At 56.0% G+C, this 23488-nt stretch carries 20 protein-coding genes; 14 read left to right on the top strand and 6 right to left on the bottom strand.

Annotation, left to right across the window (positions count from 1 at the left end; genetic code table 11):
• Positions 1 to 80: 80 nt before the first annotated feature.
• Complete coding sequence (locus tag ABLO27_RS15070) at positions 81 to 314, bottom strand: hypothetical protein (RefSeq protein ID WP_353033764.1); 234 nt, start codon at positions 312 to 314, stop codon at positions 81 to 83.
• A 556-nt stretch (positions 315 to 870) separates the two neighbouring features.
• On the opposite strand from ABLO27_RS15070, the gene ABLO27_RS15065 reads away from it, so the two are divergent.
• From ABLO27_RS15065 to metH, 6 genes are all read left to right on the top strand, one after another.
• Positions 871 to 1956 (top strand): DUF2336 domain-containing protein, encoded by a 1086-nt coding sequence (locus ABLO27_RS15065; RefSeq protein WP_353033763.1) that lies wholly within the window; start codon positions 871 to 873, stop codon positions 1954 to 1956.
• Between the two features lie 146 nt (positions 1957 to 2102).
• A complete protein-coding gene (locus ABLO27_RS15060) occupies positions 2103 to 4517 on the top strand; it encodes a mechanosensitive ion channel family protein (protein ID WP_353033762.1) in 2415 nt (804 codons plus the stop codon).
• A 313-nt stretch (positions 4518 to 4830) separates the two neighbouring features.
• Positions 4831 to 5694, top strand: coding sequence for a hypothetical protein (locus tag ABLO27_RS15055; RefSeq protein WP_353033761.1), 864 nt, complete (start codon positions 4831 to 4833; stop codon positions 5692 to 5694).
• A 353-nt stretch (positions 5695 to 6047) separates the two neighbouring features.
• Positions 6048 to 7058, top strand: coding sequence for an ArsR/SmtB family transcription factor (locus ABLO27_RS15050; protein ID WP_353033760.1), 1011 nt, complete (start codon positions 6048 to 6050; stop codon positions 7056 to 7058).
• Position 7059: 1 nt separating this feature from the next.
• Positions 7060 to 7971, top strand: a complete 912-nt coding sequence (gene metF, locus ABLO27_RS15045) for a methylenetetrahydrofolate reductase [NAD(P)H] (RefSeq protein WP_353033759.1) — start codon at positions 7060 to 7062, stop codon at positions 7969 to 7971.
• 198 nt (positions 7972 to 8169) lie between these two features.
• Positions 8170 to 11898 carry a methionine synthase gene (gene metH / locus ABLO27_RS15040; protein ID WP_353033758.1) on the top strand — a complete coding sequence of 1243 codons (3729 nt, stop codon included), beginning with the start codon at positions 8170 to 8172 and terminating at the stop codon, positions 11896 to 11898.
• Positions 11899 to 12463: 565 nt separating this feature from the next.
• Here the strand turns inward: metH and ABLO27_RS15035 are convergent.
• Positions 12464 to 13150, bottom strand: coding sequence for an FMN-dependent NADH-azoreductase (locus tag ABLO27_RS15035; protein WP_353033757.1), 687 nt, complete (start codon positions 13148 to 13150; stop codon positions 12464 to 12466).
• Positions 13151 to 13245: 95 nt separating this feature from the next.
• On the opposite strand from ABLO27_RS15035, the gene ABLO27_RS15030 reads away from it, so the two are divergent.
• Entirely contained in the window at positions 13246 to 14109 is an 864-nt protein-coding gene (locus ABLO27_RS15030) for a LysR family transcriptional regulator (RefSeq protein WP_417714797.1), read from the top strand.
• Positions 14110 to 14595: 486 nt separating this feature from the next.
• Complete coding sequence (locus ABLO27_RS15025; protein WP_353033756.1) at positions 14596 to 15201, top strand: LysE family translocator; 606 nt, start codon at positions 14596 to 14598, stop codon at positions 15199 to 15201.
• Positions 15202 to 15231: 30 nt separating this feature from the next.
• Here the strand turns inward: ABLO27_RS15025 and ABLO27_RS15020 are convergent, their stop codons facing one another.
• Positions 15232 to 15921, bottom strand: a complete 690-nt coding sequence (locus ABLO27_RS15020; RefSeq protein WP_353033755.1) for an ArsR/SmtB family transcription factor — start codon at positions 15919 to 15921, stop codon at positions 15232 to 15234.
• Between the two features lie 80 nt (positions 15922 to 16001).
• Here ABLO27_RS15020 and ABLO27_RS15015 point away from each other — a divergent pair, with 80 nt between their 5' ends.
• Genes ABLO27_RS15015 through ABLO27_RS15000 form a run of 4 tightly spaced genes read left to right on the top strand, consistent with a single transcriptional unit; the run spans position 16002 to position 18027 of the window.
• The gene (locus ABLO27_RS15015; RefSeq protein WP_353033754.1) at positions 16002 to 16334 is read left to right on the top strand and encodes an NIPSNAP family protein; all 333 of its coding nucleotides are present in this window, start codon (positions 16002 to 16004) and stop codon (positions 16332 to 16334) included.
• Positions 16331 to 16675 carry an antibiotic biosynthesis monooxygenase family protein gene (locus tag ABLO27_RS15010; RefSeq protein ID WP_353033753.1) on the top strand — a complete coding sequence of 115 codons (345 nt, stop codon included), beginning with the start codon at positions 16331 to 16333 and terminating at the stop codon, positions 16673 to 16675. The genes ABLO27_RS15015 and ABLO27_RS15010 overlap by 4 nt, the downstream gene beginning before the upstream one ends.
• A gap of 12 nt (positions 16676 to 16687) precedes the next feature.
• Positions 16688 to 17608: a DMT family transporter gene (locus ABLO27_RS15005; RefSeq protein WP_353033752.1), complete on the top strand. Its 921-nt coding sequence runs from the start codon at positions 16688 to 16690 to the stop codon at positions 17606 to 17608.
• Positions 17605 to 18027, top strand: a complete 423-nt coding sequence (locus tag ABLO27_RS15000) for a (R)-mandelonitrile lyase (protein ID WP_353033751.1) — start codon at positions 17605 to 17607, stop codon at positions 18025 to 18027. Before ABLO27_RS15005 ends, ABLO27_RS15000 begins: the two co-directional genes overlap by 4 nt.
• Positions 18028 to 18085: 58 nt before the next feature.
• Here ABLO27_RS15000 and ABLO27_RS14995 read toward each other — a convergent pair whose 3' ends face one another.
• Positions 18086 to 18967, bottom strand: coding sequence for an AraC family transcriptional regulator (locus ABLO27_RS14995; protein WP_353033750.1), 882 nt, complete (start codon positions 18965 to 18967; stop codon positions 18086 to 18088).
• 175 nt (positions 18968 to 19142) lie between these two features.
• Here ABLO27_RS14995 and ABLO27_RS14990 point away from each other — a divergent pair, with 175 nt between their 5' ends.
• Positions 19143 to 19874 carry an SDR family oxidoreductase gene (locus ABLO27_RS14990; protein ID WP_353033749.1) on the top strand — a complete coding sequence of 244 codons (732 nt, stop codon included), beginning with the start codon at positions 19143 to 19145 and terminating at the stop codon, positions 19872 to 19874.
• Positions 19875 to 19989: 115 nt separating this feature from the next.
• On the opposite strand, the gene ABLO27_RS14985 is transcribed toward ABLO27_RS14990, so the two are convergent.
• Together ABLO27_RS14985 and ABLO27_RS14980 are read right to left on the bottom strand one after the other, a co-directional pair.
• Positions 19990 to 21438, bottom strand: a complete 1449-nt coding sequence (locus ABLO27_RS14985) for an ATP-binding protein (RefSeq protein ID WP_353033748.1) — start codon at positions 21436 to 21438, stop codon at positions 19990 to 19992.
• Positions 21435 to 22175: a response regulator gene (locus ABLO27_RS14980; protein ID WP_417714796.1), complete on the bottom strand. Its 741-nt coding sequence runs from the start codon at positions 22173 to 22175 to the stop codon at positions 21435 to 21437. Before ABLO27_RS14980 ends, ABLO27_RS14985 begins: the two co-directional genes overlap by 4 nt.
• Before the next feature lie 223 nt (positions 22176 to 22398).
• Between ABLO27_RS14980 and ABLO27_RS14975 the strand changes: the two genes are divergently transcribed.
• On the top strand, positions 22399 to 23382 hold the full coding sequence (locus ABLO27_RS14975; protein ID WP_353033746.1) for an EF-hand domain-containing protein: 984 nt from the start codon (positions 22399 to 22401) through the stop codon (positions 23380 to 23382).
• Positions 23383 to 23488 lie beyond the last annotated feature (106 nt).

The raw sequence follows: 23488 nt of genomic DNA, 5'->3' as shown, positions 1-23488 counted from the left end.
GCAGAAAAAAAGAAACCGGCGCTCTCGGCGCCGGTTTTTCTTTTGTCCAAATGACTGAATGGGAGACTTCCGGTCTCTGTTCACACGAACCCCTTGCTACTTATGTAGGGACGTACCGTTTGTGACTCGCGAGGCCTCAGATCATTGTCTGAAAGGACATCGGAAAGCAGATCGTGTGGCACGGCATTTCGCAGGATGCCTCTCCTGCGCGGATGTCGCCACGTTGCGACCGCATTGATCGTCGCCTGCACAAGTGCGAGGGCAGGGCTCGTGGATTGGCGAGAAGGTACGATGAGGGGGGGATGCGTCGACATGAATTCTCTCCAATTTAAAAAGTGATCACTTATTTTATCTGGGTTTGCAAACCGGCTTGTCAATAAAGAAAGAAAACATTTTTTTATTATTCAGCCTCGGGAAATTGGGGAACAGCCAATTCGCTCGGCATCGATTTCAGGGCTGTTGATGAACGCCATCCTGCAATCGATCTCTTCGGAGACGATAGGAGCGGGAAGATAAACCGGACTGTAAACGGCGCGGGTTTCGCAAGGAAAATCAGGGGTGCAGTCTTTAACAAAGTCTGAAGGGTGATTGCGAATCCGGACTTTGAGAACCGGAAAAGTTTGGTTTTTTTTTGATTTTTTCGATGATTTTTTTGCTGGAATTGATACCGATATTGAGTGAGGGGTGAGGGGAAAAGTCTATTCTTTTCAGATGTTTATAGTGTACGCATAAAATACGACTAGAATTCTCGGAAAGATTTAAAAAAAGACAATTACATTCGCCAAAGTCACGTTTCTCTCTTCTTTAATTCTCAGCTTCATCTTTGGGTCCACCGCCGGAGAGGCATAAATTGAGAACTGGTATCGAAGAATGACTGAAGCGTTGAAAACAGAGCTGGTGAACTTTTCGGAGCTGACCGGTGAAGCTGGAAGCGCGCGGAGGGCGGAACTGGCCCGACATGTCGCAACCCTGTTCGCACTAACATCCGATCGCTGTTCGGATGAACAGGTTGATATCTATGACTCGGTGCTCTTGCGTCTTGTTGACATGGTCGAGTCTGAAGTCCGGCGCTATGTGGCAGAGCAGATGTCCAGTTTGCGCCGTGGACCAGAGGAAACGATCCGCCGTCTTGCTGATGATGACATCGAAGTTGCGGAGCCGATCCTTCTCAGGTCGACCGTTCTACGAGACACGGACCTGATCGAAATTGCAGAAAAGCGCGGGAACACCCATTGCTTTGCAATCGCGCAACGGGAAATCCTGTCCGAGAACGTGACTGACATCCTTGTTCAGCAGGGCGACCTCAAGGTGAAGCGGAAAGTTGCCAGCAACGATGGTGCTTCCTTGTCGGACGCTTCGATCATGTCTCTGATCAGCGATGCGGCTTCGGATGCGACCCTGCAACTTTCCTTGAGCGAGCGTGGCGATCTGGCCGAGACGCACATCTCAAGTCTTGTTGCCGTTGCTAGCGAAGAAGTTCGCAAGAGACTGCATGCATGTGGCCGCAGCGAAGAAGCCGAGCAGCTGGATGAAGCAGCTGATATCGCAGCTCAACGCATGTCCAACCAGTATTGGCTTGGGCGCTATGATTTTGAAACGGCGCGCAGCCGGGTTCTTTTACTCGCAAAGCGCGGCATGGTGAACGAAGCAGCCTTGCGCCGGTTCGCTTCGGAAGACCGTTTTGCCGAAGCGGTCGCAACCTTTGCCTGGCTGGTGCGATGCGGGGTTGAGGAAGTCAGCCACTGGATGGTTCGTCCGAATCCTGAGCCATTCGTCGTGTTGGCCAAGGCATCGGGCTTTTCCTCCATCACAATCGGTTCCTTGCTGACCATCGGTCCCTGGCGGCATCGGTTGACGCCCGAAGTTCGCAGCAATGCGATGGCCATGTTCGAGCGTATGACCGTCGCGGAAGCCAAGCGCAAGATCGCGCATTGGAATGCAAACGTTCTGAACTGACGGATTGGCTCTGAGGCATTTCATGGCACGGCTCGATTGAAGGATCGGGCCGTTTCCTTTTGTTTTCTGGCCGCTTTCTTTCAAAAACCGCTGAACCGTGCTTAACAGAGATACAGTTCAACATTGCGATTCATCGTGGGGCCGATATGCGCACTCTCAGCACTCTTTTCTGCCGGTTTGTTTCCAACGGCTTGTTACCGTGGATCAAGGCGTATGTTCTGGCCGCTTTTCTGGCTCTGACATTCTCCGTCATTGGAGTTGCAGGATCGGCACAGGCGCAGGGGATCACCGGGGTCATTTCCGGCATGACAAGCTCCAGCAACGAGGAACAGCCGCAAGCGGAAAATCAGGTCGCAGAGGACGTAAAGGACGCAAATAGCGACCCCGACAGCGAAGAAGGGGAAGGAGCAGGAATACTCCAGGATGTCGATGAATTTGTCGATGAAGCCGTCGCCGCACGAGATGTCTTCAAGTCCATCCTGAAAGAAATTCCAACCATTCACGATACAATGCTGACCACGTTGCAGGCGGAGGGTGAGGAACGCGGCCTGAGCTGGATCCCGGCCGCACTGATCGATATCGTCATTGCCGTCGTGTTCGGGCTGGCTGCTTCGTCGCTTCTTGCCAGGTGGGGCAGGCGACAGTTTGCAAGCATGTATCGGGCCGATGTCTTCAGCAGGTCCGACAAGATTACCTACCTTTATCTCCGCGCATTGTTGATGATCGTTGGAGTGGCTCTTTTCTTTGCAATTGCGGTCGTTGTTTACCTCGCGATCGGGACTGGCCTGGAAGCCGCCAACAAGACTGCCCTGGTCGTTCTGGGCGTTGTCTCGGTCTTCATGTGCGTGCGCATCATTTTCCTGAACCTGCTGGCCCCGGATGCGGAAAGTCATCGACTGCTGAAGCTCTCGGACAGTGAGGCCAACAGTCTTTACAGAGCGCTGCTCGCGGGAACCGGAGTGTCGCTGGTCGCGATTGCCTTTTGTCTCTGGATGGAGCGGCTGGGACTTTCCGAAGATGCCCACAAAATCGCGCTGATCGCGGCCTCTGCATTGTCCATGCTCATCCTGATCGGTATCTCGATTGCCTATCGCAAGGTGATTGCCCGTCTGATCAGAGGTCAAGACGGATTTGATGCTCCGGTCTGGCGCAAAGTGCTGGCGAATATCTGGCACTTCATCGCGATTTTCTATTTCCTCATCGCCTGGGGGATTTCCGCGGTCCGCATCCTGCTCGATCTGCCTGATGCGACGGGACTTGTGGGAGCGCCGCTCCAAGTCATTCTGATGGCGGCAATCGCCTATGGCCTTCTCATCCTTATCATCGACCGGGTGCTGTTGCCTCGACTGGATACAGCGGATGCGCAGGCGAAGATTGCCGAAGATATCCAGCGGTTGGAAGAAACTGAAGGCGGAGGGGAGGAGGATCCCGAAAGCGCGATGGCCCAAGCCCGGGCCGAAGCAGCTGACCTCGAAGCGCAGCGGTCTCCATTCCGAGATCTCTTTGATCGGGGTGCCGCAATTGTTGTTCTGTTTGGATCTCTCGATTTTCTGGCCGCCTTGTGGGGTCTCCCGCTTGCCGGAAGCGGATCCCTGATCGGGTCATTTGTTGAGGTTCTTCTGGTGATGTTCCTCGGTTACATGGCTTATGAAGCGGTGAAGATCGTTATCGACCGCCAGATCGCCAAGGAAGCGCCGGCGGAGCAGGACGAGGAAGTTGAAGTCGGCGGCGCCGGAGAAAGCCGGATTGCGACGCTGCTGCCGATTTTCCGGAACTTCCTGCTCATTACCATTGTCGTGATCGCCGCGATGGTCGTGCTTTCCGAACTCGGTGTGAACATTGCCCCGCTCTTTGCGGGTGCCGGTGTCGTCGGTCTTGCAATCGGCTTCGGTGCACAGACCCTCATCCGGGATATCTTCTCCGGGGCCTTCTATCTGATCGATGATGCTTTCCGGAAAGGCGAGTACATCGATATCGGTAGTGCCAAGGGCGTGGTGGAGAAGATTTCGATCCGGTCGATGCAGCTTCGTCACCATAGAGGGGCCCTGACAACGGTTCCCTTTGGCGAAATTCAGCAGGTGGAAAACTTCTCGCGAGATTGGGCGGTGATGAAGCTTGGCTTCCGCGTGACCTATGACACCGATGTGGAAAAGATGCGCAAGATCATCAAGAACTTCGGCAAGGAGCTTCTTGAAGATGAGTATTACGGTCCGATGTTCCTGGCGCCGCTGAAATCCCAGGGGATTTTGTCCATGGAAGACTCGGCCATGATCGCCAGGGTCAAGTTCACCACAAAACCCGGCAAACAGTTCGAGCTGCGGAAAGTTGTTTATGCAGGTCTGCGCGACCTGTTTGAGAAAAACGGCATCAAGTTTGCGCACCGCCAGGTGACCGTCCGGGTTGCGGGGACTGACGAGGAAAACGGACAGGTGTCACCTGCAACCGCTCAGGCGGCTGCTCAGGCCGCAGCGCAGGCAGCGGCGGCTGGCGCGGCAGCAGCAGGTGTTGTCAGTGAAGACGAGTTTGATCCGAATGGTGGTGGGGCGGCAGACCAGATCTAGTTGCCGTGCCTGGAAGAGGGTGAAACGTACCACCCTCATTCCATTTGTGTATTTCCATGGACCGCAGCCTTGATATCCGCTATCGGTCCCGGCAAACCAAACTAGCGGTATTTGAATGCGGATCGGCTTTCAGGCCGGGGCCATAAACGAACGCGGCATGAGCGTTGCGCTTTATGATTACGCATTCAGTGTTTGAGACTATTTCACTGATGGACTTGAGCTTAGTACGGCATTCGAGCTAAAGCGCTTTCTTCAGGAAAAGGCGATGCGCGCGAAATTCCGGCTCTGGAAGAGCCTTTAAGGCAAAGGTTACATGAAGCTTTTCGACTGTTTTGTCTTTCACAACGAATTTGATCTTCTGGAAATTCGCCTGCGCGAAATGGGCGATCATGTCGATCATTTCGTTTTGGTGGAGGCAAATCAGACCCAAAGAGGCGGCACGAAACCTTACTACTTTGATGAAAATCGCGAGCGGTTTGCCAAATGGTCGGACAAGATAATCGATTTGCAGATCGAGTTTCCCGACGAGTTGCCACCAGCGCTGGGCGTTTACAAAAACCGGCGGAAAAAGGATTGGGAGCGGGAAAATTTTCAACGCAATTGCATTGGCCGCGCACTGGAGGCTTGCAGTCCCAACGACCTGATTCTGTTGTCAGATGTAGACGAAATTGTTCGCAAGTCCGTTCTTGGTGATGTTTTGGCCCGGCAGCTCTACAAGGGAAAACTGCTGGTGTTCGAGCAGAGCCTGCACAAGCATCACCTAAATCGGGTCGTTCCGAAAAGGTCCTGGCTTCTTGGATCCCGAATGATCGAAAAGAAATATCTGACCACGCCTCAGCAGCTTCGCCGGACCAAGGCGCGAATGACGAAAAAGTCTTACGTGCCAGGTATTGTTGCTCAGCCTTTGCTGCGTATCCGCAACAACAATCTCTCAGGCATCAGCCGTCCGGTGAAAATTGTCCCGAATGCAGGTTGGCACTTTTCCTCAATGGGAGGGCAGGAAGCTTTTCGCACGAAGCTTCAATCCGTGGTGCACGGCCAGACCGTGGATACCAGCGATATTCAAAGACTCTACGAGCGCGAGTTGGTGGGCACGGAGCTTGTGTCCTCGGATGGTTTGCCCGATTGCGTGAAGGCAGGCGACTTCGATCACATGCTTCAGCTCGAAGCATCCTGAACAAGCTTTCCATGTGAACACCGCAGGACGGACACCTGTCTATTTCCGGCACTTGTTGTCTCGCCTCTTCGCGAGCCTCGCGGGAGTGAAGGCGGTCGTTTGGCGTCGGTTCCACGGACCATCACGTTAAATTTTTGCCCGCATCAGTTTGAAGGCGGTCGTTCTGCCCGTCTGACAACGCGACCGATGATGCGCCAGCCGCGCGCAAATCAGCTGTTTTAGAGATAGAAATTCCCTGAATTAGCCACTTTGGGCGAATTTGGACAATTCTGTGTCGGTTTTGTCTCAGTCACTTGCATCAGCTCACAGATTCATATAAAGATATCTTTATATCGACATTGATGGCGACGCGCATGACTGATGAACCGACCCTGTCTGTAGATGATACCCTTGCCGCCCTTCGGGCCGTTGGCGAGGCGACGCGCCTGCGTCTGATTGCCTTGCTTGCCGAGAGCGAGCTGACAGTCAAGGACGCCACAGCAATCCTCGGGCAGAGCCAGCCACGAATTTCCCGTCATCTGAAGCTTCTGGCAGAAGCCGATCTCATTCAGCGCTTTCCGGAAGGAAGCTGGGTTTATTATCGTCTGGCGAATGGACCGGAAGGCGAGTTGGCACGAGGGCTCGTTGCACAGATCTCCAAGGATGATCCGGTGCTTGCGGCCGACCAGGAGCGTTTTCAGGCAATTCGCAAGGCCAAGGCTGAAGAGGCGGCAGCCTTCTTCGCGGCTCGTGCCCTTACCTGGGACAGGGAGCGATCGCTTCATGTCTCTGAAGAGGACGTGGAAGCAGCGATGCGGACCGCTCTGGGTGACAAGCCGTTTCAGTCTTTCCTGGATCTTGGAACCGGCACCGGGCGTCTTCTGGAAGTCTTCGCCGATCAATATGTCTCCGCGCTCGGCATCGACGCATCACATGACATGCTTGCTGTTGCCCGGGCCAATCTTTCCAAGGCGGGGCTGACCAACGCGCAGGTGCGCCATGGCGATGTCTACGCCCTGAATGTTCCGCCACGCTCTTTCGACGTGGTCTCCATCCATCAGGTTCTGCACTTCCTGGACGATCCGGCCCGAGCCCTCGCTGAGGCCGCCCGTGCTTTGCGGCCTGGCGGACGACTGATGATCATTGATTTTGCCCCACATGAGCTGGAGTTCCTGCGCGACAAACATGCGCACCGCCGGCTCGGCTTCGCTCACGACCAGATGGAGCGTTGGCTGGAGGCTCTCGACCTTGATCTGGAGCAGGTCACAGACCTCGTTCCGGGTGATGAAACCAATTCCAATCTAACCGTTACACTTTGGCTTGCTCGTGACCGACGTGTCGTCACCGACTGGCCCACCCGAGACACGTCCCGAGAGGTCGCTTGACATGACAGACATTTCCTCCCGCCGGTCGCACCAGGCCGCACTCTCTCCGATCACGGCCTCCTTCGAGTTTTTTCCGCCAAAGTCCGACAAGATGGCTGAAACACTCTGGGGCACCGTGCAGCGTCTCGCTCCGCTGAACCCCTCTTTTGTTTCCGTAACTTATGGTGCCGGCGGATCAACCCGGGAACGGACACACAAGACGGTGGAACGGATTTTGAAGGAGACCGATCTGGCGCCCGCCGCGCATCTGACCTGTGTCGGTGCTTCGCGCGAAGAAGTCGATGCGATCGTGAAAGATTACTGGGACCTGGGTGTGCGCAATCTGGTGGCACTGCGTGGTGACCCGTTGGAAGGCATTGGCTCGCGCTATGTGCCTTATGAAGGCGGCTATGCATATGCTTCCGATCTTGTTGCGGGCATCAAGAAGATCGCGAATTTCGATATCTCCGTGTCCGGCTATCCGGAGAAGCACCCGGAGAGCGGCAACTGGCAGAGCGAGATCGACAATCTGAAGCGCAAGGTCGATGCTGGTGCCGACCGGATCATCACCCAGTACTTCTTCGACAACGATCTGTTCGACGCCTATCTCGATCGAATTGCTGCTGCTGGCATCAACATTCCGGTAATCCCGGGCATTTTGCCGATCCAGAATTTCGAGCAGACCATGGTCTTCTCCGCCAAATGCGGAACGTCGATTCCTCAATGGCTGGCGCGGCGTTTCTCGGGTCTCGCGTCTGATCCGGAAACCCGCAAGCTTGTCGGTGTGTCGATTGCTTGCGAACAGGTCATGGATCTTGTCGACCGTGGTCTCAACGACTTCCACTTCTACACCATGAACCGTGCCGATCTGACCTACGCCATCTGCCACATGCTCGGAATGGGGCAGGACGCACCGGAAAAGGCCGCGGCCTGAAAGGGAAATCTGGATCCAGGTTCGATTGTTCTACCTTCATTCCCGCAGGCGAAGAGGTAGAGCAGAAGCGCCACCAGGCAAGTACGCGATGTCTGGTGGCTGGGGCTCCAGTTTCAGAACAAGCATTACCAAGGCAGTTCGTGCATGCGGATAGCCTGAAGCAGATAACCTTTAAAGATCATCCGGAAGGAAACACCCGTGATCAAGTCCGACGCTTTTGAGCGCCTTCGTGACCTCGCCAAGAACCGTATTCTCGTGCTTGACGGTGCGATGGGGACTGAGATTCAGCTGTTGAAACTGGATGAAGCGGCTTATCGCGGTGACCGGTTTGCCGATTGGCCGAGCGATGTCAAAGGCAACAATGACCTGCTCAGCCTGACCCAGCCAGATGCGATCCGAAAAATCCATGTCGACTATCTGGAAGCCGGTGCCGATATCCTCGAAACCAACACGTTTTCTTCCACGACCATCGCGCAAGCCGACTACGGCATGGAAGAGTTGGCCTATGAGCTGAACTTCGAAAGCGCGAAGCTGGCTCGTGAAGCCTGTGACCTTGTCGTCTCCAGAGATCCTTCTCGTCCGCGTTTCGTTGCCGGGGCACTTGGACCAACAAACCGGACCGCCTCAATCTCACCAGACGTCAACAACCCGGGGTATCGCGCGGTTTCCTTCGATGATCTGCGTATCGCCTATGGGGAAGCGGTTCGCGGACTGATTGCCGGTGGTGCCGACATCCTGCTGGTCGAAACGATTTTCGACACGCTGAACGCCAAGGCCGCACTCTTTGCGATCGAGGAAGTGTTTGAAGAAACCGGCAAGATCCTGCCGATCATGATTTCCGGTACGATCACCGACCTCTCCGGCAGAACCTTGTCCGGCCAGACCCCGGAAGCTTTCTGGAATTCCGTTCGCCACACCGACCCGCTCACCATCGGGTTGAACTGCGCGCTCGGTGCCAAGGAAATGCGTGCCCACGTGGACGAGTTGGGCCGCGTCGCCGATACGCTGGTTTGTGCCTATCCCAACGCCGGTTTGCCGAACGAATTCGGCGAATATGACGAAAGCCCGGAACACATGGCCGGTTTGATCGAGGAATTCGCCTCCGCAGGACTTGTGAACGTTGTGGGCGGTTGTTGTGGCACGACACCGGCGCATATCAAAGCCATCGCAGAGGCGGTGGCCGACAAGAAGCCTCGTGAAATTCCGGATATCGAACGCCATATGCGGCTGTCCGGCCTCGAGCCCTTCGTGGTCACCGACGATACCAATTTCGTTAATGTTGGTGAGCGCACCAACGTGACCGGGTCGGCCCGGTTCCGCAAACTCATCAAGGAAGGTGACTATTCGACTGCGCTTGATGTCGCCCGTCAGCAGGTGGAAAACGGTGCCCAGATCATCGATGTCAATATGGATGAGGGGCTCCTTGACTCCGAAGAGGCGATGGTCACGTTCCTGAACCTTGTGGCGGCGGAGCCGGATATCGCCAAGGTGCCCGTGATGATTGACAGCTCCAAATGGAGCGTCATCGAAGCCGGTCTGAAATGTATCCAGGGCAAAGGCGTCGTCAACTCAATCTCGCTGAAGGAAGGTGAAGAAGCCTTCATCGAACATGCGAAACTCGTTCGCCGCTACGGTGCTGCTGTTGTGATCATGGCGTTTGACGAGTCCGGTCAGGCGGACACGTTTGAACGCAAGACCGAGATCTGCGCGCGTTCCTACAAGGTGCTGACGGAGAAGGTTGGGTTTCCGCCGGAAGATATCATTTTCGATCCGAACATCTTTGCGGTCGCAACTGGCATCGAGGAACACAACAACTACGGTGTGGACTTCATTGAGGCGACAGGCTGGATCCGTGAGAACTTGCCGCATGCGCATGTCTCAGGTGGTGTTTCGAACCTGTCCTTCTCCTTCCGCGGCAACGAAGCCGTGCGCGAGGCGATGCACTCCGTGTTCCTTTACCACGCCATTCAGCGCGGAATGGATATGGGGATCGTCAATGCCGGGCAGCTGGCAGTTTACTACGATCTCAACGAAGAACTGCGCGACCTCTGCGAAGACGTTGTTCTGAACCGGCGTGATGATGCGACCGACCGGATGCTGGAAACAGCTGAACGCTGGAAGGGCGAAGGCGGCAAGAAACGCGAAGCAGACCTGACCTGGCGGACCTGGGGTGTTGCCAAGCGCCTGGAACATGCGCTGGTTCACGGCATTTCCGATTTTGTCGAAGAAGATACGGAAGAAGCCCGTCAGGCATTCGACCGGCCGCTCCACGTGATCGAAGGTCCGTTGATGGACGGAATGAATGTGGTTGGAGATCTGTTCGGCTCCGGCCAGATGTTCCTGCCGCAGGTGGTGAAGTCTGCCCGCGTCATGAAAAAGGCCGTCGCCTATCTGATGCCGTTCATGGAGAAGGAAAAGCAAGAGCTCGGCCTGACCGGCCATTCCTCAGCAGGCAAGATCCTGATGGCAACGGTGAAGGGCGATGTCCACGACATCGGCAAGAACATCGTTGGTGTTGTGCTTCAGTGCAACAACTTCGAGGTGATCGATCTTGGCGTGATGGTTCCTGCTGCCAAGATCCTGGAAACCGCCAGGGAAGAGAAAGTGGACATGATTGGCCTGAGCGGTCTGATCACGCCTTCGCTCGACGAAATGTGCCACGTTGCCGCCGAACTTGAGCGTGAAGGCATGGATCTGCCGTTGCTGATCGGCGGGGCGACGACTTCCAAGATCCACACGGCCGTGAAGATCCACCCGAATTACGAGCGTGGGCAGGCGATATACGTCACCGATGCCGGTAGAGCTGTTGGCGTTGCCACAAAGCTGATGAGTGAGGGCGGACGTGAACCCTACTATGCGGATGTGCGGTCTGAATATGCCGATGTCGCTGAAAAACATGCCGCAAGCCGGGGCACCCAGAAGCGGACGTCGATCGTTGCTGCCAGGGAAAACGCCTTCAAGGCGGACTTTGCCGGCAAGCCGCCGGTTGCGCCCAAAAAGCCCGGTTCGAAGGTGTTCGAGGACTTTCCGCTGGAAGACCTGGTGCCTGTGATCGACTGGACGCCGTTCTTTGCGACCTGGGAGATCAAGGGACGGTATCCGGCTGTTCTGACGGACAACCGCTATGGCCCGGCAGCGAAGGCTCTTTATGACGACGCCCGCCGGATGCTGGATGAGATCGTTGAAAGGAAACTTCTGACCGCAAAGGGCGTTGCCTGCCTCTGGCCTGCGAATGCAGTCGGAGACGACGTGCGTCTTTTCACCGACGAAAGCCGGACGGAGATCCTGGGCACATTTCATACATTGCGCCAGCAGATGTCACGGACTGCCGGGGGACGGGCCAATATCGCTCTGAGCGACTTCGTTGCGCCTCTGGACAGCGGCGTCAAGGATTGGATCGGTGGCTTTGCAGTGACGGCCGGGCACGGTGAAGATGATCTTGCGGCTCGCTATGCACGGGAAGGGGACGATTACAACAAGATCCTTTCTCAGGCTCTTGCGGATCGGTTGGCTGAAGCCTTTGCCGAAAAGCTCCATGAGATCGTGCGCAAGGATCTCTGGGGATATGCTGCGGACGAAAACCTCTCACTCGATGACATCATCGGTGAAAAGTACCATGGAATCCGACCAGCGGCGGGCTATCCGGCCCAACCTGATCACACCGAAAAGGACACCCTTTTCAAGTTGCTCGACGCCGAGAAGCTGACGGGTATCCAACTGACCGAGAGCCGGGCGATGATGCCGGGATCTTCGGTCTCCGGTCTCTATTTCGGGCATGCTGACAGTCATTACTTCGGTGTTGGCAAGATCGAGAGAGATCAGGTGGAAGACTATGCCGCCAGAAAGGGATGGGACATTGCCTATGCAGAGCGTTGGCTTGCCCCGATTCTGAACTACGACGCCGCGCGCATGGAAGCAGCCGAGTAAGCCGAAAACGCTCACAATTTATGTAGCAATTTGACCTTCGCAGCATGAAGTTGCGGAGGTCTTTTATTTTTTTGACCAAATTAATTGACGTAGGGAAAATAAACAAAAATTAATAAAAAATGCACCGAGTGCGCTCTTGTAAAGTGCACAATGTGCGCTAATATGAGTCTCAACAGGTCGACGCGTCGAAAATGAAACGCCCGACTGAAGGAGAACAATATGAATGTGCATACGGCAAAACTAATGCTGGTGAAGCATCGTCAGGATTACAATCGGGACCGCCTGCCATGGTTGCCGGCGCGGTTGTATCGTTCCTGGCGGGAAGCTTCTCCAAGTGTTCAGGAAGCTAAAAAGACTTCCTGATGCCGGGCCAATTGTGACACGGCCCCAAAAACACAATGTAACGATGACCCCGCAAAACGTTTGAGATACCCAAACGTTTACCCACCTCCTGAAAAACCCGGCCTTGGCCGGGTTTTTTTCGTTCAATGGCTTGTCCTTATCTTCAGGTGGTCCCGAACACAGTGTTTCTTGCCGGAGAAACTGGCCTGTCATGTGCGTTGAACTACGCCGGCTCGGTCTCGAAGAGACCTGCAATCTTCTGCCGGGCGTTCGTGAGACCAGCCTTCGCCTTGTCCGGGCCCATTGCCAGTCCCATTGCATGGATAAATTCAATCTCGGTAATTCCCATATGCCCAAGCGCCATCTTGAGGTAACCCGTCTGAAGATCCGCCGATGTTCCAAGGAATTCGCCACCCTGAGCGATGACAACGATGGCGCTCTTTCCCGTCAGCAGCCCAACGGGTCCGGTTTCCGAAAACCGGAACGTCTCGCCTGCGCGAGCGACATGATCGATCCAGGCCTTCAATGTGGAGGGAACCATGAAATTGTACATTGGAGCACCGATCAACAACATGTCGGCCTGCTTGAGCTCGGATATCAGTTTGTCGGATAGCGCAAGGCCATCGGAAGTCGTGGTAACCGCACCTGAGTTCGAAAAACCTTCAAATGTCGCTTCGTCCAGGTGCGGAATGGGATTTTTGCAGAGTTCCCGCTTGATGTGAGTTGTCCCGGAGAACCGGTTGGTTATCGCAGTGGCGACCTCATCGGCAAGAACTGAGCTTGTGGAGGCCGAGCCACGGAGACCAGCATTGATTTGCAAAAGGGTAAGCATTTTCGATCCTGTTTCTCGTGCGCGCAGGTCGGCAAGTTTCCCGCGCAATGAGCGCTTGGTATCGGGCCAAGAGCTCATGAGAAATAATTCGAATTTCGAGTAGTACTAAGTTAGTTTCTATTGGGAAAATCAATAATAGGAAGCTTGACCTGACCAGTCTGGAACAATTGAGAATGTTCGTAGCGGCAGCCGAAACCGGCAGTTTTTCGGCGGCAGGCAGAGTGTTGGGAAAGGGGCAGTCCGCTGTCAGCCTCGGTATTTCCAATCTGGAAGTGGATTTGGGGTTCGAACTATTCGACCGGGCAACCCGAAAGCCCGGCCTGACAAAGGAAGGACAAAGACTGCTTGCCTTCGCAAAGGCTGCGTTGGTGCAGATCGAGGACTTTGATGCTGCAGCACAGGGCCTCTTTGCGGGAGAAGAAACCCGTATTCGGATTGCGATGGACGATGCGATCCTGTTGCCTTCTCTCAGTGCCCAACTGATCGAGTTCGGAAACAAATTCTCCGCGACCGAGGTTGAGTTCCTGTCTGCAGTCAGTCCGGAAATTCCGGAAATCATCGCGAGCGGCAACGCCGACATTGGCTTGATGTTCTCCGGAACACAGGTTCAAAAGGGTTTGGAACAGGCGTTTATCGGCAATCTTCCATTTGTTTCAGTCTGCAGTCCCGGCTATCCGCTGGCGGATGTTCAGTCGATTGGGGCAAGTGAACTGTTGCCCTTTCGCCAGCTTCTGCTGCGCAGTCCTCAGGGAAGCGCTCTGGACCAGTTCCCAGCATTGTCAGTGAACACCTGGTTCGCGACCAGTTTCCATACCATTCGGGAACTGGTCTTGCAGGGAATAGGCTGGTCGTATCTGCCTGAACATCTGGTCAGCGATGCGATCGCGTCGGGGCGAGTTACCAGATTGAACCTGCGTTTTGAGCACAGTCTCTGGAGCCCGCCTGTCGAGTGCGTAATTCTCAAGAACACGCGCATTGGACCGGCGCAGACCTGGCTTCTGGAAAGGGTCAAAAACATTCTCCAGGCTGCCGACTGACGATCTGTTCTTGGTCTGAAGCAAATGTGCGACACGATTTTCGTGGTTTTGCCTCAGCATCATTTGTGTCATGGCCGAAGGGGGAATGCGGAGCATAGGCCGCCCAAGGCTTCGTTGTGCCGTCGACGATGTCAGCCGCAGAGCCGACGCCGTGGCAAGTGACCAAGGCCCGATGGCAAGCAAAAATATTCGTTTGGACGCCTGTCAAGCTCCCGTTTGGGAACTGTGCGGGACCGCGATCTCGCATAGCTTTCGTGGAAATTGGATTTCAATCTTCTTTGCCCGAAACCGCTGTCAGCAGTGCTCCATCGATCATGTCTTACCTAACGTTTTCCGTGCCGGCTGGTGGCCTTTGCGAAGAAGTCTGTTCCGGCAACCGGCGCAGGCTGCTTCGCGGACGATCTCCGTCAATCCGGTGCGAAAGCTCCTCACAAGTGCCAGAGGGTTCAGTCCTGCACCTCGATTGCCAGCTGCAAGGGTAATGAAATGTTGCTGGTGGATTGGATCACCTTTGTCGCGACATACCTGATTGTTGCGGTTGTTCCTGGTCCGAGTGCCTTCTTCATCGCCGGTCAGGCAGCAAGGCATGGCCGGCGCGAGGCGCTGAAATGCGTTCTCTCCGCCAAGGCTGGCGATGCATGCTTATTGGCCGCGGCCTGCTTGTGCATGTTTTTCGCGGTTTCGCTGTCTCGTGACATTCTTGCTTACCTAAACTGGGCGGGCATATTCCTGCTCGGGTTTCTCGGCTTCGTGCTTATGTTCGGACTAAAGCCAAGGGGGCAAGCGTCCGCACGCGGCCGTTCAGGCGCAGGAAAGGCGGCATTTGTGATTGGACTGACCAATCCGAAAACACTGACGCTTTACAGTTCACTGCTTCCCGTGTTCCTTCATCCCGAAAGAGGTCTCTTGCCGCAACTGTTGGTCATCTGTCTGACCGTACTGGCGGTTGGGGTCGGGTGTCTCAGCGTTTATGCGTGCCTGTCTTCAACCAGACTTGTTCAGAAGCACACGGCGCGCGCGGGCCGGCTTGCGTATCCGGCGTCCGGTTTCCTCATTCTCGCAATGGCATTGTTTCTCGGGGCTTCGATTTGAAACAGTGCAGTGCAGACGCCGGAGACCGGTTCAATCAAGCGGGAACAGTTTTTTCAGCTCGTTGCTTCCCTGAGCTGAAATGTGCACGACACGGCTATCCTTTTCACGTCTGAGCCAACTTTGCTCCTGAAAGCGGTCGAGGAGGGCTGCTCCAAGGCTTCCGGCAAGGTGGTGGCGGCGCTCGCTCCAGTCCAGGCAAGCACGGCATAGCGGGCGACGACCTGCAGTCAGTCGGTCAAGGTCAATACCGAAATCTGTGACGAAGTTTTCACCAGCGGTGGTGAGGCCGATCCCGCCCTTGTCCGAAGAGACTTGAATAAATCCGCGCGCCTGCAGGCTGTCGAAGATCCTCACGGCCATGTCTCCAGCCAGATGATCATAGCAGACACGGGCAGCTCGCATGGCCGGGTCTTTCGGGCCCGTTCGTGTGCGCAAATGCCCTTTGCGGGCCGCAAGCCCCATGATTGCTTCCAGAGTGGTGCCGACTTCCGGTCCCGCCAGAGTGAAATAACGGTGACGTCCCTGTTTGGCCTGCGTCAGCAATCCGCCTTCCATGAGTTTCTTGAGATGGGAACTTGCAGTTTGCCCGGTAATCCCGGCCTCGGTGGCAAGCTCGGTCGCTGTCAGGGCCTTGCCGCTCATAAGCGCGCCCAGAATGTTTGCACGTGCGGGGTCACCAATGAGTGCGCCGATCCGCGCAATGTCCGGTCCGTCTTTCATGGTTCGATCCTTATCGAAGCATTGTCGTATCGGAGCATGCCACACAGAAGGCAGCAAAGCCAAAGGAAAAGGAACCGGCCATGATCACTTGTTTCATTCGCTACCACATCGACCCGACGAAAAGGGCAGCTTTTGAAGAATATGCGCGTAACTGGGGGCAGGCGATCCCGCGTTGCGGTGCTGATCTCATCGGCTATTTTTCACCTCATGAGGGCTCAACGACGCTGGCTTACGGTGTCTACTCGGTAGAGAACCTTGCTGCCTATGAAGCTTATCGCGCACGTCTGGCGGCCGACCCTCTCGGGCAATTGAACTATGATTTTGCCCAAAAGGAGAAATTCATCTTGCGGGAGGACCGCACCTTCTTAAAACTTGCCTCCGTGCCGCATGCCGAGGGAGGAAAACACGCATGATTGCAGTCATTTTCGAAGTCATCCCGCATGCGGACAAGAAGCAGGACTATCTGGACGTGGCAGCCGAGTTGCGGCCGTTGATCGATGAGATTGACGGGTTCCTGTCGGTCGAACGCTTTCAGAGCCTGACCAATCCGGAAAAGCTGCTTTCGGTTTCTTTCTTTCGCGATGAAGAAGCACTGAACGAATGGCGGCGGTTGACCCAGCATCGCAAGGCCCAGAAGGCCGGGCGATCCGGCTATTTCAAGGACTACCGCCTGCGGGTCGCTCACGTTCTTCGAGACTATGGCATGGAGGACCGGGAAGAGGCACCAGAAGACAGTCGTGCTGTCAACGATTAGCGGCCCGAAGACATGCAATCCCGTTCCATTGAATATGCCCTTCTGGGCTGTCTGGCGCTGCTCTGGGGCTCGTCTTACATGTGGATTGGTATCGCGTTGGATACCATTCCGCCCGCAACCCTGATTGCCATCAGGGTCAGTCTGGCTTCGATTATCCTTGTATTTATCATGTCTTTTCGAGGCATCCGGATGCCGCGTGATGCACGGACGTGGCGCTTGTTTCTTGTCCAGTCGCTCATCAACAGCACGGGTCCATGGATGCTTTTGGCCTGGGGGCAGCAATACGCCGGAACGGCGGTATCCAGCGTCCTGAACTCCACATCTCCGCTTTGGGTGTTCGCCTTGTCCTACGTGCTTTTGAACAGCGGGCAAAGGCCAGGCGGAAGACAGCTGACAGGTGCCATGGCCGGTTTTGCCGGAATTGTTCTGATTGTCGGCGTTAGCGCGCTGGAAGACCTTGGCGAGAACCTCTTGCCTCAGCTTGCTGTGCTGTTCAGCGCAGTACTTTACGGACTTGCGGCATTGCGCGGCCGGCTGTTCGTGGGAATGTTACCGATTGTTCCGGCGACCGGAACCCTCATTTGTGCTTCGCTAGTGCTTGTTCCGACGAGCCTTGTTGTCGATCGCCCCTGGACCCTTTCACCCGATGCTTCAGGTCTGTTCGCGGCGTTGATCCTCGGGGCAGCATGCACGGCTCTGGCCTTTCTGATCTATTTCCGGCTGCTGACGACGTTGGGGGCCATGGGGACCGCCAGTCAGGCCTATTTGCGGTCAGGAGTTGGCGTCGTTCTCGGCGTGGTCTTTCTTTCGGAAACGCTGGACATTGAAACCTTTGCAGGAATTTGCCTTGCCATCCTCGGCGTTGTTCTGATCAACTGGCCTGGTAACCGGAAATCGCAGACCGCTGTATCTGCCGGCAAGGAGGCATCATGAGCATTCTGACCGTTTACGAGGCCGGATCACGGCCGACAAAGCGGGCCAATCCGGACTACTTTACCGGCACGGTCTGGCAGGACCCGGTCATTGAAGCCCCAGCACCTGCAAGGGTTCGAGTCATTCGGGTGACATTTGAGCCAAGGTCGCGAACCAACTGGCATACCCATCCACTTGGACAGACCTTGCAAATTCTGGAGGGCACAGGGTTCGTGCACCTTTGGGGGCAGGAGAAACTGTCGATCCTTCCAGGTGACGTCATCTGGATCCCTCCGGGGGTGAAACACTGGCACGGTGCCGGACCGCACACTTCGCTCGTCCACCTGGCCATCCAGGAGGAGTTGGACGGTCAGGTCGCCGAATGGATGGAACCGGTCGACGACGCGACCTATGCAGGCGAGATCGAAGCCCGGCGGTAATCGACATTGTCCGATGAGCGGGATGTGTCCGACAACGCTTCAGGAAAGAAGCGTTGTCTCAAAAATCAATAGGCCTGTATCCGGCCGATTGGGCGTCCTTGGGACTGACCTTGAAGTGCTTCTTGAATTCTCGGCTGAAATGCGCGGCGTTTTCGTACCCGACCAGACGGGCAGCTTCAGCAACCGGCAGATTGTCAGCAAGGATCAATCCCTTGGCCCTGTGCAGCCGCGTTGTCTTGAGATAACGGTGCGGTGAGGCACCGGTAATTGCCTTGAATGCCCTGTGAAACACCGGTTCGCTCATGCCTGCCTCACGGGCAAGGTCCTCAACTCGAAGGGGAGTGGCATAGTTCTGGCGAATGTCCGCAATCGTCTTGGCGATGCGTTCGAAATGCGAGTCGATCTGCGTGAGTGCTCTCAAAGCCGACCCGTGTGGCCCCTGGAGACAGTGAAACGCGATCTCACGCAAGATGCCGGGTCCGAGCGCCTTGCTGGCGGCATCTGAGCACAAGGCGTCGAGCAGGCGTCGGATCGCATCTTTCATTTCGGCGTCGAGAGGAGCAGGGCTGAGACCAAGCGACGTTGCCGTCTTGGAGGGAGGCTCGATTTCCAGCAACGGCACAAGTTCGTGGAGATCAATGCGATTGATGTCGATGAACAGACCGAGCATCGGATCTTCCGGCGAAGCGAAGGTTGCACAGTCGAATGGCAGAGGAACGCTCAGGACCAGATAGTGGTCTGTGTCGTAGTGAAAGATGCGGTCGCCGAGATAACCGACTTTCTGCCCCTGCAGTATGAGAACCAGGCCGGCATTGTAGATGAGGGGAGCACGCTCAACCGGCTCCGTCGACCAGAAGAACCGTACCGCGTCGAGATTGGTCTTCACATATCCCGCACCTGGCTGAAATCCGTATTTTTCCTTAAGTCGCGTCAGTGCCATTTGTCTCGCCTTCAACTCACCTGACAGGAAACTGCATGAAATGCGGGCCAAGGGAAACAGAACAAAGAGCAAATGATAGAAACGCGCAATTTTTCGACAGAAGCTGTCATTCCCTGTTTCCGCGTCTTTGATCATCTTTCCGCACAGTTTCAATCCGAATTGAAGGACGGATCAAATGACCGCGCATTCCAAACCTCTAATCGTTGTCACAGGGGCCAGTTCCGGTATCGGGGCGGCGATGGCGAAGCGTTTTTCGGCCGAAGGACACCCACTTCTGTTGCTGGCACGCCGCGTGGAAATGCTGGAGGCACTGGAGCTGCCGGACACGCTTTGCTGCAAGGTGGATGTGACCGACACGAAAGAGTTGCAGTCGGCGATTGCCGAGGCAGAAACCAGGTTCGGTCCGGTCGATTGCCTGATCAACAATGCCGGCGTCATGTTGCTTGGTCAGGTTGATAGCCAGGACCCGAGTGAATGGCAGAAGATGTTCGACGTCAACGTCATGGCGCTCTTGAACGGCATGCAGGTGGTTTTGGCAGGGATGAAGGCGCGCAATCACGGCACGATACTGAATGTAAGCTCGATCGCCGGCAAAAAGTCGTTCCCCAACCACGCCGCTTACGTCGGGACCAAGTTTGCCGTTTCCGCGATTAGCGAGAATGTGCGTGAGGAGGTCGCCGATACGGGAGTCCGGGTCATGGCTATCTGTCCGGGAGCGGTCGAAACCGAGCTTCTGGGACATACGACACGCCAGGACATCATTGACGGTTACCAGGACTGGAAAGAGGCGATGGGAGGCGCATTGCAGGCAGACGATATCGCCCGCACAGCCGTCTTCATGTATGCCCAGCCCCAGGGCGTGAACATTCGAGATGTGGTCATCACGGCAACGCGCCAGCAGCCCTGAGCCGACAATCTGTTTCGATGTGAAACTCTTGTCTTCCGATTTGTGTCCAGCCCGCACCGGAATTGGTGCGGGCCAGCTTGTTTTCGCGTTGCTGCCTGGAAGGTCGCAAGCCGGATCAGGTACCAAGCGGCAGCCTGATCTCCGCTTCCAGCCCGGTTCCTGCACGGTTGCTGAGCTTGATCGTCCCGCCGTGGGCATGAATGATCGAGCGGGTGATCGCCAAACCCAGACCGATGCCGCCGGTTTCTTCGTTCCGGGATTCGTCCAGACGCACAAAGGGCTCGAAGACATCCTTGAGGCGGTCCTCCGGTATGCCCGGACCATGGTCGAGGATTCGGATGACGGCTTCTCCGGCGCTTCGAACGGCTTCGATGTCGACGGTGTCGCCATATCGGATACCGTTTTCAATGAGATTTCGTAGCGCGCGCTTCAAGGCCACCGGGCGGCAGGACAGCGTGATTTCCTCCTGCATCCGGACTGAGCATTTGTGACCGAGGTCCTGCTGATCTCCGGCAAGGCTTTCCAGCATTGAGTTGAGGTCCGCCCTTTCAGCGCTTTCAGAATGGGCTTCGTCGCGTGCAAACCGCAAGGTGGCTTCGGTCATCGCTGCCATTTCTTCCAGCGTCTCGATCATTTTCTCGCGGTTTTCCTCGTCCTCGATGAACTCTGCCCGAATGCGCAAGGATGTGATCGGGGTTCTCAGGTCATGGCTGATGGCGGCCAGCATGCGCGTGCGGTCGCGCACGAAACGCGTAAGGCGGTCCTGCATGTCATTGAAGGACGAGGTGAGAGCCTGAACCTCGCTTGGCCCGCTGGGGGTGAGCGGTTCAAGTTCTTCGCCTCGGCCGAATTTCTCGGCGGAAACTGCCAGGTCTTTCAGCGGCCGTGTCACGCGTCTCACGGCTATTCCAATGATCAGAACGGTCGCCAACGCTGTCAGCGCGAGCTGTACCAGCAGAGGGATCATGGCTCCGGGTGGTGGTTTGTAACTGGTCGCAACGTTCAACCACCTGCCGTCCGTCAGCTTGATGGACAAGGCCAGGTCTTCCGGCTTGTTCATTATTTTGCGCAGGTTATGAGGGCGTTCCTTCTTGGGAACCGCACGCCAGCTCGGGCCGTGGTCGTCATCGTCGTGATCGAACTTCCGATCACGTGGGCCGCGTTTCTCGTCGGCGTGAATGTTGAGATGCGCGATCTGCCCCTGGTCGAGCTGCTTGCTCAGATAACCCTGCAGGCGTTGTTCGAATCTCGATGTGCCCGGTTCGGGTGCGAGCGGTGTGGTCCCCACCCAGAAAACAGCAAACCTGCTGCTGCTTGCTTCAAGAATGCGGTCCTGGAGATTTTGCGGTGTATCCTCAATCAGAGCAGCAATGGAGACGGCCCTTGAAAGAAGACTGTCTCTGGCTGCCGCGACCATTGCGATACGCCGCTCATCCTGGAAAATCCAGATACTGAGTGCCTGCGCCACGACAATGGCTGCCAGCAGCAGGATGATCAGCTGTGACGCCAATGTCTTCGGCCACAGGATTTCATAGGCCTTGCGAGAGAGAGTGGACAGTTTCATTCAATCCGGTCTTTCACATCGGCCGTGAACATATAGCCGCCACCCCACACGGTCTTGATCAGTTTCGGATCTTTTGGATCCGTTTCGATTTTCCGGCGTAGCCGCGAGACCTGGTTGTCAATGGATCGGTCAAACACCGTTGGTGCCCGTCCTGTTGTCAGGTCCAGGAGCTGATCCCGGTTCAACACCATCTTCGGCCGCTTCAGGAAAGCGCACAGCAGCTGGAATTCGCCGCTGGACAGGGCAACCGCACCACCTGCCGGATCGGACAATTCCCGGCGGGACACATTGAGCGCCCAGCCGTCAAAGTGCAGCTTTTCCTGCTCGATCGGATCACGTTCCTTCGGCGCCAACGAGGTTCGCCTCAGCACCGCGCGAATGCGCGCCAGGAGTTCCCTTGGATTGAACGGCTTCGTCACATAGTCATCCGCACCGATTTCCAGGCCGATGACCCGGTCCGTGTCATCAGCCATGGCTGTAAGCAGGATCACCGGCATGGAACCGGTCTCCACCAGGTGACGGCACAAAGACAGGCCGTCTTCGCCCGGCATCATGATGTCCAGAACCACAAGGTCGATCGACGCGGCCTTGAGCGACTTGCGCGCATGGGCGGCATTTTCGGCTGTGGTGGCGCGCAGACCGTTCTTGATCAGATAGCGCGCGAGGGTCTCGCGAATATCGCGATGATCATCAACCACCAGAATATGAGGGCTCGGGTCGCTCACGCTCTTCTCCATTCCTTTCGGCCTCGTCAAAGCAAAGAATGACGGCAACCGCTGAACTTCCTGTTTCCAAGGTCAAAATAATGACTGAAGCGCAAGAGCGCGAGCCGACTTTGTAACAAAGTGTATCGCTGCGGCCCAGCGGGACAGATGGCGACACTTAAGCCCTCTTGAGAGGGTATTCCTGCGACAATTGCCACCTACCTTCAGCTCATCAACGAACCAAGGAGTTGTTGGAATGAAACCGTTCAAGAAGATTGCAATTGCCGCTTTGGCTGCGAGCGTTGCCGGTACCGCGCTGACTGCGGGCATGAGTGCCTCGGCCCAGACAGCGGCTGCAACCGGGGACGGGGGCAAACAGATTCAACAGACGGAAGGCAAACGTTTTGCGCATATGGGTGAGCGCGGCGGACGCGGTGGCAAGTGGCATGGTCGTGGTGGCCATGAAAAACGTGCAGAGCGTCTGTTCGAACGTTTCGACGTCGACAAGGATGGTGTGATTACGCAAGCCGAGATCGATGAGGTCCGGGCACAGGACTTCGCAACCGCCGATGCAGATGGAAACGGCGAAATCAGCCTTGAGGAGTTCAAGGCCGAATTCCTTAACCGCTCCAATGACCGGATGGTCCGCGCGTTCCAGTTCCTGGATGCCGACGGCGACGGTGTGGTGACTCAGGAAGAGATCGATGTCGCAGCGAACAGGCTGTTCAACAGGCTTGATCGTGACGGCAACGGCACCATTGAGCGGGTTCGTGGCCAGCGTGGCGCGAATGCGGAAAATGATGGCGAGCGTGGAGAGCGAGCCGATGCGCGCGAACATCGAGGACGCGGTGGGCCCAAGCATGGGCGTGGCGGTCCTGCACGAATGTTCATGCAGGTTTTCGACACCAATGGTGATGGCACGGTAACCCGTGAAGATTTTGATGCCCGCAAGGCCGAACTCTTCGCGCTGGCAGATACCAACGGCAGCGGTTCGTTTACCCTTGAAGAGTTTGGTCCGCTGTGGCTGGCCGTAAACGAAAACCGCATCGTGAACATGTTCCAGCGTGCGGATGCTGACGGCAGTCTCGGCATCACAGCCGAAGAGCACGACAAGCGTCTGGACCGCCTGATGGAACGCGCTGACCGCAACAAGGATGGCGTCATCACCAAGGCCGATTTCAAGGGCGGCAAGAAAGGCAAGGGTAAAGGCAAAGGTCACGACAAGAAGCATCGTGGCTGAGGTCCGATACTGAGTTCCGGACCCAATCCTCCGGAACAGTTTCCCATAGCTCAAGTTCCCGCCAGAGCCGGGGAAACGCGAAGGGAGCCGGCTTCGGCTCCCTTTT

Source organism: Roseibium sp. SCP15, from assembly GCF_040329435.1.
Classification (GTDB): Bacteria; Pseudomonadota; Alphaproteobacteria; order Rhizobiales; family Stappiaceae; genus Roseibium.
Note: the sequence above shows the minus strand (reverse complement) of the source record. Positions and strands in the feature narration are given on the sequence as shown.